At 46.6% G+C, this 12,762-nt stretch carries 12 protein-coding genes; 6 read left to right on the forward strand and 6 right to left on the reverse strand.

Annotation, left to right across the window (positions count from 1 at the left end):
• Nucleotides 1-7: 7 nt before the first annotated feature.
• The 4 genes from LRL21_RS30860 to LRL21_RS30875 form a co-directional block, all read right to left on the reverse strand.
• Complete coding sequence (locus LRL21_RS30860) at nt 8-1,825, reverse strand: ABC transporter ATP-binding protein (RefSeq protein ID WP_420832510.1); 1,818 nt, start codon at nt 1,823-1,825, stop codon at nt 8-10.
• A gap of 67 nt (nt 1,826-1,892) precedes the next feature.
• Entirely contained in the window at nt 1,893-3,659 is a 1,767-nt protein-coding gene (locus tag LRL21_RS30865) for an ABC transporter ATP-binding protein (protein ID WP_240419617.1), read from the reverse strand.
• 62 nt (nt 3,660-3,721) lie between these two features.
• Nucleotides 3,722-4,204 carry a MarR family winged helix-turn-helix transcriptional regulator gene (locus tag LRL21_RS30870; RefSeq protein WP_240419618.1) on the reverse strand — a complete coding sequence of 161 codons (483 nt, stop codon included), beginning with the start codon at nt 4,202-4,204 and terminating at the stop codon, nt 3,722-3,724.
• Nucleotides 4,205-4,284: 80 nt separating this feature from the next.
• Entirely contained in the window at nt 4,285-5,346 is a 1,062-nt protein-coding gene (locus tag LRL21_RS30875) for an FUSC family protein (protein WP_240419619.1), read from the reverse strand.
• A 426-nt stretch (nt 5,347-5,772) separates the two neighbouring features.
• Between LRL21_RS30875 and LRL21_RS30880 the strand changes: the two genes are divergently transcribed.
• The 4 genes from LRL21_RS30880 (at nt 5,773) to LRL21_RS30895 (ending at nt 9,569) form a co-directional block, all read left to right on the forward strand.
• Complete coding sequence (locus LRL21_RS30880) at nt 5,773-6,786, forward strand: ABC transporter substrate-binding protein (RefSeq protein WP_240419620.1); 1,014 nt, start codon at nt 5,773-5,775, stop codon at nt 6,784-6,786.
• 27 nt (nt 6,787-6,813) lie between these two features.
• The gene (locus tag LRL21_RS30885; protein ID WP_240419621.1) at nt 6,814-7,605 is read left to right on the forward strand and encodes an ABC transporter ATP-binding protein; all 792 of its coding nucleotides are present in this window, start codon (nt 6,814-6,816) and stop codon (nt 7,603-7,605) included.
• Entirely contained in the window at nt 7,595-8,446 is an 852-nt protein-coding gene (locus tag LRL21_RS30890) for an ABC transporter permease (RefSeq protein WP_240419622.1), read from the forward strand. Before LRL21_RS30885 ends, LRL21_RS30890 begins: the two co-directional genes overlap by 11 nt.
• A gap of 166 nt (nt 8,447-8,612) precedes the next feature.
• The gene (locus LRL21_RS30895; RefSeq protein ID WP_240419623.1) at nt 8,613-9,569 is read left to right on the forward strand and encodes an aromatic acid exporter family protein; all 957 of its coding nucleotides are present in this window, start codon (nt 8,613-8,615) and stop codon (nt 9,567-9,569) included.
• 52 nt (nt 9,570-9,621) lie between these two features.
• Here the strand turns inward: LRL21_RS30895 and LRL21_RS30900 are convergent, their stop codons facing one another.
• Entirely contained in the window at nt 9,622-9,768 is a 147-nt protein-coding gene (locus LRL21_RS30900) for a lmo0937 family membrane protein (protein WP_144026350.1), read from the reverse strand.
• Between the two features lie 157 nt (nt 9,769-9,925).
• The gene (locus LRL21_RS30905) at nt 9,926-10,042 is read right to left on the reverse strand and encodes a YjcZ family sporulation protein (RefSeq protein ID WP_218638991.1); all 117 of its coding nucleotides are present in this window, start codon (nt 10,040-10,042) and stop codon (nt 9,926-9,928) included.
• A gap of 449 nt (nt 10,043-10,491) precedes the next feature.
• On the opposite strand from LRL21_RS30905, the gene LRL21_RS30910 reads away from it, so the two are divergent.
• Both LRL21_RS30910 and LRL21_RS30915 read left to right on the forward strand, forming a co-directional pair.
• On the forward strand, nt 10,492-11,058 hold the full coding sequence (locus LRL21_RS30910) for an outer spore coat protein CotE (RefSeq protein WP_240419624.1): 567 nt from the start codon (nt 10,492-10,494) through the stop codon (nt 11,056-11,058).
• A gap of 219 nt (nt 11,059-11,277) precedes the next feature.
• Nucleotides 11,278-12,714 carry a putative amidoligase domain-containing protein gene (locus LRL21_RS30915; protein WP_240419625.1) on the forward strand — a complete coding sequence of 479 codons (1,437 nt, stop codon included), beginning with the start codon at nt 11,278-11,280 and terminating at the stop codon, nt 12,712-12,714.
• Nucleotides 12,715-12,762 lie beyond the last annotated feature (48 nt).

Raw genomic sequence — 12,762 nt, forward strand, 5'->3', positions numbered from 1 at the left:
TAACGGGCTAACCAGCCCGATTAAACTGGCTCGTATACAAATCGTAGTAGAATCCTTTAACCTCTAGTAATTCCTTGTGCGAGCCGCGCTCAATAATTTCCCCGCCGTTCATTACCAGAATGAGATCGGCCTCTCGAATCGTGCTGAGTCGATGCGCAATTACGAAGCTGGTGCGGCCTTTCATCAGCAGGTTCATCGCTTCCTGAATGATCATCTCGGTTCTTGTATCCACTGAGCTGGTAGCTTCATCGAGAATCAGAATAGCAGGATCAGCCAGAATGGCTCGTGCAATTGTAATCAGCTGGCGTTGTCCTTGACTGAGATTACTGCCCTCGGCGCTCAGCAGTGTATCATAGCCTTGAGGCAGCTTGCGGATGAAGCTGTCAGCATTGGCCATCTGAGCGGCTTTCTCGACTTCAGCTTCGGTTGCATCCAGTCTTCCATACCGGATATTTTCACGTATCGTATCCGAGAACAAGTAGGCATCCTGCAGAACGATTCCGAGCTGACTGCGCAGACTGTCTTTTTCCAGATTACGCAGGTTCTCTCCATCTATAGTAATGATCCCGTTATCAATATCATAAAAGCGTGTGAGCAGATTAACGATTGTGGTTTTGCCGGCACCGGTAGGTCCAACAAGGGCAATTGTCTGCCCTGGCAGTGCTGTTAACGAGATATGCTTGAGAATGGGAACTTCTTTTTTATAGCTGAAGGACACATCGTTGAAAATAACCTCGCCCTTGACCGCCTGCAGCTGCTTCTCATGATCATCGTTACTTTCATATTCGGTTGGTGTATCCATAACCTCGAACACTCTTTCCGCACCGGCCAAGGCTGACTGGATCATATTAAACTGGTTTGCAAGCTCATTGATCGGTCTTCCCAGCTGCTTCGAGTAATTCAGGAAGCTGACAATAACACCAATGGTAACCAGGCCGTTAAATGCCATCCAGCCGCCTACGGTAGCAACCAATGCGAAGCTAATATTGTTAATAACGTTCATCACAGGGCCGATAAAACCGGATAGGATCTGCGCCTTGCTGCCAACATCCCTAAGCTTTGAATTAATGGCATGAAACTGCTCGGTTGCTTTGGCTTCACGATTAAAGGTTTTGACAACCTTTTGTCCGGAAACCGTTTCTTCAATAAATCCATTCAATTCACCGAGACTTTTCTGCTGACTGGAAAAATGCTTTCGTGTCCTCTTGGCAATTTGCCTTGTTAGCAGCATCGCCATCGGTATGACCACAAGACTAACGAGCGTCAGCCATACGTTCAGACTAAGCATTAAAACAATCGCTCCAATTACCGTTAAAAAGCTGGAAAGCAGCTGTGTCACCGTCTGATTCAAGGTGTTGCTCACGTTCTCGATATCATTGGTCGTCCGGCTCATGAGCTCGCCATGTGTCTTGCTATCAAAATAAGGGAGCGGCAGCTGCTGCAGGTGCTCGAACAAGTCATTGCGCAGCTCCCAGACCGTACGCTGCGACACGCCGGTCATGACATACAGCTGTATCCAGGACATGGCTGAACTGAGCACATACACACCGAGTAGAGAGAGGCACAGCCAGAGCAGGCCGCTATAATTTCGCGGAATGATATATTGATCGATAGCAACTCCGATCAGGTAAGGTCCAGCCAGCGTCAGGCATGTACTGCAAAGGGTAAGCACAACGATGGCAATCAGACCGAGACGTTGACGCCGCAAATAATTCCATAGCCGCAGCAGCGTTCCCTTGGTGTTCTTGGCACGTGCCTTCTGCATCATCATGCCGCGGCCGGGACCGCCACCCATCGGGCCACCGCCCATCCCCATCGGAGGCATGCCGCCAGGAGGTCCACCTGCAGGTCTTGCAGTGATTTCTTCGTGCCCGCGCTGCCGATTATTATCGTTAGCCACTGACAACAGCCTCCTTTCCTAATTGGGATTTGTAAATTTCCTGATAGACAGGACTTGATTCCATCAGCTCATTATGTGTGCCCTGAGCAACAACTTTGCCTTCGTCCAGCACTACGATTGTGTCTGCCTCCAGCACGGAAGAAATCCGCTGTGCAATGATGATTCGCGTGCTTCGTTTGGTTTGGTTTTTTAATGCTTTTTGAATCCGTGATTCCGTTCCAAGATCAACCGCACTCGTACTGTCGTCGAGTATAAGAATGGCAGGCTGGACTAGGATGGCACGTGAGATCGATACCCGCTGCTTTTGACCACCGGACAGGTTCACGCCACGTTGACCTATGATCGTTTGATAACCATCAGGGAGACTAACTATATAATCATGGATCTGCGCTGCCTTGGCCGCTTCCTCAATCTCTTCCTGTGAGGCATTGGGTTTGCCAAAGGCAATATTTTCGCTGATCGTCCCTGTAAAGAGAATAGCTTCCTGTAAAACGACTCCGATTTCACTGCGCAAATGGGTCAGATCCATATCACGGACATCGATACCGTCAATACGTACCGTCCCTTCAGTTGCATCATAGAGCCTTGGGATCAGGTTCACCAGCGAGCTTTTGCCGGAGCCAGTTGCCCCGAGGATAGCGACAGTTTGACCAGGTTCAAATACGAGATTAATGTCGGTCAGCGCATTTTCCTGTCGTGTAGGCCCGTTAGGGTCCTTATTATCGGTGTAAGTGTCGTAAGCAAACGATACATGATCAAATTCAACCTTGCCTGCGCGGATCACATTGGATTGTGCATGTGCTTTGTTCGTAATTTCCGGCTCGGTTTCCATCACTTCATGAATCCGCTCAGCCGAAGCTTTGGCACGGGACACGTTCATCAGCACCATGCTGACCATCATCAGGGAGAACAGAACCTGTGTGACGTAATTGATAAAAGCGACCAGATCGCCTACCTGAAGCGTTCCTTGCCAGGTTTGCAGGCCTCCGAACCAAATAACCGCTGCTATGCTTGCGTTCATGATGAGCATCATAATCGGCATGATCAGCATGACAATCCGCGTAGCTTTAATCGATATATCCATCAAAGCATCGTTGGATTTTCGAAAGCGCTTAATTTCATAATTAGCACGAACAAATGCTTTGACGACACGAATACCTGTCAAGTTTTCCTGTAGAACGGTATTGACGGTATCGAGCTTCTTTTGAACCTTACTGAATAACGGAAAACCCTTGCGAATAATGATGACCAGGACCAGAACCAGCAATGGAATAACGACTGCCAGTATCAATGCAAGGCGAGGACTGATTATAATTGCCATAAGAATACTGCCAATGGCCAGCAGAGGAGCACGTACCAGCATCCTCAGCGTCATCAGCACGACCCCCTGGACTTGAACCACATCGTTCGTTAAGCGGGTGACAAGTGATCCTGCCTTGAACGTATCCAGAACACCAAAGGAAAACGATTGAACCTTGGTAAACAAATCCTTGCGCACGTCGGCTCCAAAATTTTGTGAAGCGGTACTGGAAAAGACCGTACATCCGATACCGCCGATCAGTCCAATTAATGCGACACCGAGCATGATTGCGCCTGTCTTTTGGATGTGGGCAAGGTCTCCTGTCAGGATACCTTGATCGACGATGCTGGCCATGTACTTGGGCTGCAGAAGATCCATATAAACCTCTAACAGCATGAACAATGGGGCCAGCAGGGTAGCTTTCCAGTAAGGCTTTAAATAAGGTAAAAGCTTTAGCATGTGTCAACTCCTCGTAATCATTGTAGACTGCTTCATGTAGTGGCTTGCGCTATGACTTGATTCTATTTAGTCTCATCGGTTGTGGCTGATGGTTTCCCCGAACATCTCGTATCCTGATCGTTAGTAAGGTTCTCGTACACCTGCAGCATTAATCTGCGAAGCAGTACCTTATCCTCCTCGGAAAAGTTGCCAAAGCATTGGGCATCCATGGCGCGGAAGGTTTCTCTGACCTCCGTATGGGCAAGCTTGCCTTTCTCCGTGAGATATACTCTTGAAACCCGCTGATCCTTAGCATCCTGCCTGCGTTCAACTAGTCCGGTCTTAACCATGCGGTTCAGCATGACTGTGATGGTAGCTGGTTGTATATGCAGCTGTTCAGCCAGCTCCTTCTGACTTTGTCCGTCCTTGCGTTTCAACGCAAACAGCAGCGGAGGCTGGCCAGGGTATACTTCTTGATCCTGCAGCAGCTCATGCATCTTGTGCCAATGTGTTCGCATAACCTTGGAAAACACAAAATGCAGCGAATCGGACGTATAAATATCCATGGGTCACCTCTTTTATTTAGTCGGCTAACTATATTATTGCCACGATTTCGTGGCGGCGTCAATAGGTGAAAGTGAGATTGTTATTTTTTCATCCAAAAAAACAGGGCGCCGAGCGGCTCTTTTTCATCTTGTCCGCGATTGAACTGTTCGATCAGCTTGTCGAGTCGGGCGATTTGTATACAGTAATCGTACATTCCAGCAGCGACGATGGAAAGGCGCAAAGCATCCTTATGACCCTGGGTATAGTTCGCAATCATCGTTTCCATGAACTGATCGTTAATCTCTTCCATTTTTGCAGCCTCGGAAATTTCCGGTTTGAGCATATTTTCAAATTTAAGCAGCACATGCTCATGGTACTTGATCAGCTTTTCCAAATGGTGATCAAAATTTATATTCGTTTCGGCTGTCCGCGTTGACCTGAAGTAGTGCTGTTCGACTGATTCGAGTGTTTCCAACCCCTTTTGCAGCGTAAGCAGCATCTGCTTGAACACAACCAGATGCTGTGTCGTGCTGTATTTGGCGCGTTTGAGCTTTTTGAATTCTTCCTCAAATAAATGATATTTGGCTGTGAGCGATTTGAACGAGTCTTCCAATGCCTGCAGCTCATCGCGGAATACCTTTTCCTTGATTTCATCGGATATAGCGGTCCGCAGCAGCAGTGACATTTTGGCAAATACGGTATGAATTTGTTTCACGATCTGTTCCTTCGGATTAGGCGGGAAAAACAAAATATTGATCAAAAAGGCCGAACCAATGCCAATCAGGCTGAGAAGAAAACGGTTGAGCGCGAAATCCCATTGACCTGATGCCTCCATAACTGCAATGACCGTAACCAGAGTCAGACCGATTGTTTCTTCCATCTTGAGCTTCAGGCAAATCATAATAACAAGAATACACACAAGTCCAATTGCTATCGGTTCCTTGGATAAAAAAGTACCTGCAAGCATGGCCAATGCCGCACCAAGCGTATTAGTCTGAATTTGATCCAAAAAATAGCGCCACGATCGATAAATAGAAGGCTGCATGGCAAAGATCGCGGCTACTGCGGCAATAACCGGAAGTGAAAAGTGCAGCCAAATACTAATGTAGAGGGACAACGTCACTGCAATCCCTGTTTTTAATACCCTTGCGCCAAAAGACATGGTCAGCCCCTCCTGAAAAATTTCGTAGAAAACTTACTTCGTAAGTCTCCACCCTCTATGTATTTTCTTAAGAGATAAGAATGTATAAGTTTTCAGCGAAGCTGAACGATTCTTATCTCGCAAGAAAAGCTACATGTAAAACACGGATGTATCTTCACCGAATCGGCTTCGATCAGAAGCTTTTCTTATAATATCAGAATTTATAGTTTTCAGCAGAGCTGAATATTCTGATATTGCAAGAAAAGCTACATGTAAAACACGGATGTATCTTCACCGAATCGGCTTCGATCAGAAGCTTTTCTTATCATACACAGGTTGGGCTGTGATTTGCAAAAATATAGTCCTCTAACTATGTCTTTAACCTTTTTATGGGCTTCCGCATACGATAAAGCATTCAAAGAAGCACGAATATGGAGGGACTGGCCTATGAACAAGAAAAGCTTAGGCATCGTACTTACGGTCACGCTGATACTATCCTTGCTGATAACGGCATGCGGACCGAAAAAAGCGGAAGAGAAAACGAAGGTAAGAATTGGTGAAGTCACCAGGTCTATCTTTTATGCACCACAGTATGCAGCTATATCCAAAGGTTTTTTTGCAGAGCAGGGATTGGATGTGGAGCTTACGACAACTCCAGGTGGAGACAAAACAATGACAGCCTTGCTTTCCGGCGGTATTGATGTGGCTCTCGTCGGGTCTGAAACCTCGATCTATGTCCAGCAGCAGGGAAGTGGGGATCCGGTAATCAATTTCTCTCAGCTCACCCAAACGGACGGTACTTTTCTCGTTACACGCAAGCCCCTGCAAGGTAAGTTTGATTGGAGCCAGTTAAAAGGCAGTGTGTTTCTTGGTCAGCGTGTAGGCGGTATGCCGCAAATGGCCGGTGAATTCACATTGAAGAAGTATGGCATTAATCCCAAGCAGGATTTGAAGCTGATCCAGAATATCGATTTTGCCAATATTCCATCGGCGTTTGTATCCGGTACGGGGGATTATGTGCAGTTGTTTGAGCCTCAGGCGACGATGCTGGAAAAGGAAGGAAAGGGCTATGTAATTGCCTCCTTCGGTGTGGAAAGCGGTAAGCTGCCTTATACGGCATTTATGGCAAAGCAAAGTTATATTAACAAAAGCAAGGATACGATCCAGAAATTCGCGAATGCCATTCAGAAAGCGCAGAATTGGGTAGCTTCTGCCAGTGTGGACGATATTTCCAAGGCGATCAGCTCCTATTTCCCGGATACCCAAAGCGAGATTATTCAAGGTGTGGTTAAACGCTATAAGGACCAGGGCTCTTTTGCCACAGATGGACTGATTGATGAGCAGGAATGGAATAACCTGCAGGATGTGATGCAAGCAGCAGGGGAATTGAAGCAGCGTGCAGATTATAAGACATTGGTCAATAATCAATTCGCCGAGCAAGCCAAAAAATCGGTGAAATGACCCAAATGCACTTTGGAGGGGTGGAATATGCGACAGGATGCAGTAGTTCTTGAAGATGTATCTCATGTTTATGTGAACAATCGCGGCGCCTTTCTTGCTGTGGAGCATATGAACCTGAAAGCAGCACAGGGGGAATTTGTCAGCTTGATTGGCCCGAGCGGCTGCGGAAAAACCACGCTGCTATCGCTTGTTAGCGGGCTTATCAAACCCACCGCAGGAACGGTATATGTTGCAGGTGAGCCTGTAAGCCAGCCTACCTCCAAAGTCGGCTATATGCTTCAGCAGGATTACCTTTTTCCTTGGCGTACGATCTACGAAAATGCGTCCATAGGTCTTGAATTGATGGGTCGAAAGACAGCCGCGGATAAGGAAATCGTAAATCAGCTGCTGGAAGATATGGGTTTATCCCGTGCTATCGGCAGCTATCCGCATCAGTTGTCCGGAGGCATGCGTCAGCGTGTTGCGCTGGTAAGAACCTTGGCAACTGAACCTGATATATTACTGCTTGATGAACCGTTCTCCGCGCTCGATTATCAGACCAAGCTGCAGCTGGAGGATTTGGTTGCCAGTACACTGGGTGCATTGAACAAAACGGTAATTTTGGTCACTCATGATATTACAGAGGCAATCGCCATGAGTGATCGGATTATTGTGCTTCAAGCAAATCCCGGGCGAATAAGAACTGAGGTGGAGGTTCCCGCAGCGATCCGCGCCAGCCTGCCTTTAATAGCCCGTGAGCAAACAGGTTTTCACGAATTGTTCCACGAGCTGTGGAAGCATCTGGAGGAGAAGGAGGTGCACCTTGTAGATGAAGGATGAAGCAGTTAAGCAGCTCAGTACAACTGAACAAGCTGGTTTTACTGCTCAATTAGCCGAGCAGGAGCTTGGGCGATTCAGGAAGGATGCGAGGCGAATCACCTGGATCGCCCGATTCACGCAATTATCGATTCTGGTCGTATTCATGGTGTGGTGGGAATTGGCAGGCAGGCTGCAATGGATCGACGCATTATTGTTCAGCTATCCAAGCCGGATAGCGGTGCTTTTATACAGTAAGGCAATGGATGGCTCTATATTCATCCATCTGCAGGTGACCATCTGGGAAACGATTATAGGATTTGTGCTGGGGACTTTATTTGGCACAGCGGCTGCAGCGATAATCTGGTGGTCGCCTTTTTTGTCCCGTGTACTTGATCCTTATATTGTCGTGCTTAACAGTTTGCCGAAGGTAGCATTAGGTCCATTGTTTATTGTTGCTTTTGGTGCAGGGCAATTCGCCATTATTGCAACAACTTTATCCTTGACCGTAATCATTACACTTCTTGTAGTGTCTAACAGCTTTAAAGAGGTAGATTCGAATTACTCCAAGGTTGTCAACATTTTCGGGGGGACACGCGGACATATATTTCAGAAGGTTATCCTGCCTGCCACATATCCAACCATTCTTTCCACGTTAAAAGTCAATGTCGGACTTTCCTGGGTCGGTGTGATCGTAGGAGAGTTTCTTGTTTCCAAAGAAGGGCTCGGTTATTTAATTATATATGGCTTTCAGGTATTTAATTTTACGCTGGTCATCGGGAGTGTCATCCTGATAGCTATAGCAGCGGCTGTTATGTATCAGGGTGTGGCTTTTTTGGAGCGAAAGCTAATGGGTCGGAGGTAGTAAATTAAGAAGCGGGATGACAGCACCTGTACAGTGTTTCGCAGCATGTTCGAATGGTGGTTGAATCCTCGTCAGATTAAAGATAAGATAATTCATAATCTTATCTTTTTTTGTCGTTTCAGCACCATCCATGTCAGTTCAATTCATAATACGACCGGGGGATCTAATGGGAATTCGAATAATGAAGACGGCTGCAGCTGTAATAGCAGCTATCTATTTGGCTCATTTGTTAGGCCTACATAGCCCTAACGCGGCAGGCTTATTAGCGATCCTTGGTATTGATGTTACCAAAAAAAGGGGACTGCAAACGTCATTCCAACGGTTGATGGCTTCTTCCATTGGGCTTTTTGTCGCAGTAGTTTTATTCTGGCTATTGGGTTTTGAGGTTTGGGTGGCCGGACTGTTTGTGCTTATCTTGTATCCGATCCTCTCCCGTCTTAAATTGAAAGAAGGCATTGTCACAAGCTCTGTTATTATGTTTCATATTTTTAACGAGCAGAGATACGGCTTCGATCTGATTGTTAATGAGCTTGCTTTGCTGCTGGTAGGTCTGGGTACGGCTACCTTGATCAATATTGTGTATATGCCCAAGGCGGATAAACAATTATCGGACATGCGGGCCAGACTGGAAAGCTGTTTTTCTCATATTTTTTCTGAAATAGCTAATCATTTACGAGATAACGGACACATTTGGAGCGGTAGCGAGCTCTTGGAGGCGCATGATATCGTACAGGATGCACTGTTGATAGCTCGGCGCAAGCAAGAGAATACGTTACTGCAAGAGGACGCTTTATGGATGGTATATTTCTATATGCGCAAACAGCATTTGGATTCGATTGACAGGATGCTGGAGTACGTGGCACAGGTGTACCAGACGCTACCTCACGGTGAGCTGTTAGCGTCCGTATTTGACGAATTAAGCGAGGATGTCAAGGTTGAGTATTACACGGGCAGGTCTGAGAGTAAGCTTCGTGTTTTGCAGGGGGAATTTCGTCAAATGCCGCTGCCTGTAACCCGTGTTGAATTTGAAGTGCGGGCCGCTCTGCTGCAGCTGGCCGTAGAGCTGGACGCTTTCCTGGCCGTAGCGAAGCGGGAGAAGAAACAAAAAGCAGCCGCTCAATGAGCAGCTGCCGGATCATGCTAAGATGAATTCCTTCATGCATGATGCTTTTGGGCTAACGGGTTTTTCTGCCGCTGATCAGATTGAATACTAGTGAAATGGCGGCAATAACAAGTAAAATATGTATTAAATTACCTGCTACATCAAAGGCAAAGCCAAGGCCCCACAGGACAAGTATCACTACAAAAATGGTCCAAAGCATATCGACACTTCCTTTCAGTTTTTCAGGATGCTTGCAACTTCATGTTCATTCTTAACCAGATTAGCCATGATTAAATCATCTGGAAGGATGGCTATTGAAATTCAGGCAAAAGAAAAACCGCCTTCCAGCTAGCTGAAAAGCGGTTCGATCCTATGATTTAGATGAATGTGCGGCTGATGATAACCAATAAAATGAAGAGTACAAGTATGACACCAGTCGTAGTGCCCAAACCATAACCACCGCAACTTCCACCAACTCCTGCTACTACACCCATATTGACCCCTCCTTTCGCCTTACATTAGTATGGTATGTGTGACAATGGCTTTGTGATTGGACGGTTCATAAAATGGGTGCATATCTCGCTTTCTAATGAACAGACGGCTGCCATTGTGCGTCGTCTGTTTCTGTATGCGGCAAATCTATTTACATGAAACAATTGCCAGAGTGTATTGTGGGTTGTCCGATATCGCAAAAGCCGGCTGGCAGCAGTCGTCCGACTTCTGTTAAAAAGTTGTCATTCTTTGCTCAGCAGGCAGATTGTAACCGATTATGGGGTGTTAATTGGCAGCAATTCAATATATTATTTCGACCCTAATATAAATTCAATCGGCATAGCATATGAATTTTAATAACTATCTAGATTTATCTATGCTTATTTTATCAACATTCGCCCATGTCCTGCATACAAATGTAATGAATGATTGAATGGAGGAGGTAGAACAGATGTCAATAGATAAAGATTTGCAAACCAGAGAGATCTATACCAAAGCTGTCTGCGGAAAAGGACGCAAATTTTCGCAAGTCACCAATACGGTCACTCCGCCTCATGCTCCGACAAGTATACTGGGTGCATGGATTATCAACAACCAGTATGAGGCGGTGAAATCTGGTGAAAACGTCGAGGTGGTGGGTACTTACGATATCAATATTTGGTACTCCTACAATAAAAATACCAAGACGGATGTTGCCAAAGAAACGATTTCGTACGTGGAGGTAGTAGGACTCTCTTTCCTGGATAAGCGCCACAAGCCGATAACCGCCGAAGTATCGGCTGTCGCTACTCAGGAACCCAATTGCGTGGAAGCCAGTATCTCTTCTCGTGGAGATAGTGTGATTGTCCGGGTGGAACGTGAATTCAAGGTGGAAATGATCGCTGAAACAAAAGTTTGCGTAGTGGTGTCCGCGAACGGCTGCAATGATTTTGACGACAAGCATGTGGAGTTTGATGATGCAGGCAGCGATGACTATGAAGATTTGGATCCGGATTTGCTGGATGACGATTTGAACTGATGCTCCTGCTTTTATTATATGACACTTAGGTTCATTTCGGCAGAGGGCGTTAGCCCTCTTTTTGTTATAATTTCAGAATAATAAATTTTCAGCAGAGCTGAATATTCTGATATTTCAAGAAAAGCAACCTATTGGATACGAATGTATCTTCACCGAATAGGCTTCGATCAGAAGCTTTTCTTCTAATTTTCAGAAATTTTGTGCTTGGGGGGAATTAACATGCGTGTATGGCTCTTGCACTCGAATGAACCGACACTACCGCTATTATTAGATCGGCTGCAGGTGCCTAACGGTACACGTTTGCCGGTTCAGCTCGATTCGACCTGTATTATACATTGGGGCTGTTTTCAGCCCCAAAGACAGGAGCAATTGATTTTACAGCCGGTAAAAAGTCAGCTCCGCGCTGCGAATCCAGAGAAGGCTGCGGCTTTGCTGCAGCTTCATGGAATAAAGAGCCATTGGGAGCCGGAGGGTCAGCGGTTTTCTTATGAATACAGGATTCCCGTGTTTCATTTGCAGGCATTGAGTTTGTTCCAAAAGCAATCTGTTGTTTATTACGGGAAGCAGCTGCCCTTATCACTGCGACAGTCAGGAGAGGGGGAGTTTGAGGAATTATCTATTGAAACTCTTTCTTACCATGCGGTTCGCTCAAAGCGTGAGGCAGTAAAGGCGCTTTATGCGCTTGGTCTCGACTATGGTGTCGTTCATATCGGGGTGCGTCCCGGGGGAGAGCTTGTCGTGCTGGAAATACAGGCGATCCCACAATTGACAGTCCGCCTAGCAGAGCTGTTCGCCGACGCGATTCACCGGTTTGCTGAAGAATTAGACGCTTCCTACATAAGCAAAGAGGTAGCTTTACTGGGAGCCGACCCGGAATTTTTACTGCGCGATCCAAGAGGCAAGGTTACCTTTGCTTCGAAGTTTTTGAACAAGGACGGACCGGTTGGCTGTGATGCTATCGTGCTGCCGAGCTTTCGCAAAATTTATCCGCTGGCGGAGCTGCGGCCGGAACCGAGTGCCGATGTTGATCAATTGGCTAACCAGCTGTACCGTACCATGCAAATGGCATCAAGAAGAATAACGGACGATACGCTCGAATGGGTGGCAGGCGGCATGCCGATACAAGGTTTTCCTTTAGGGGGGCATCTCCATTTTAGCGGGGTCTGGTTGAACGTTGAGCTGCTGCGTACATTGGATAACTATCTGGCTCTGCCGCTCACATTGATTGAAGCTCCTACAACGGGCCGTAGAAAGCCCAAATACGGCTTTCTGGGTGATTATCGCAAGCAGCGTCACGGAGGCTTTGAATACCGTGTACTTCCAAGCTGGCTCATCTCCCCGAAGGTTACGAAGGGTGTGTTCGCGCTAGCCAAGCTGATAGCCGATCATTATCGCCTGCTGCCGTCGCGCCCTCTTCAGGATGTATCCGTACAGGAAGCTTATTATTCCGGTGACAAGCTGGTGATTCGCCCCTTACTGCCCACTTTGTGGAACGATCTGGTACGACTCCCTACTTATCGCAAGTATGAACGCTGGCTTGTGCCACTTAGAGCTATGCTGTTGAAAATGGACGCATGGGATGAGCAACAGGATATTCGCAGGAAGTGGCAAATTGGTCCTTATCATAGAAAAGAAGAATCGTCCGTGCATTCATGATATAATGGAAAAGGTATAAGGATAACTAGAGTCTATATTATGAATGCA

The organism is Paenibacillus periandrae, from assembly GCF_022458865.1.
Taxonomy (GTDB): domain Bacteria; phylum Bacillota; class Bacilli; order Paenibacillales; family NBRC-103111; genus Paenibacillus_S; species Paenibacillus_S periandrae.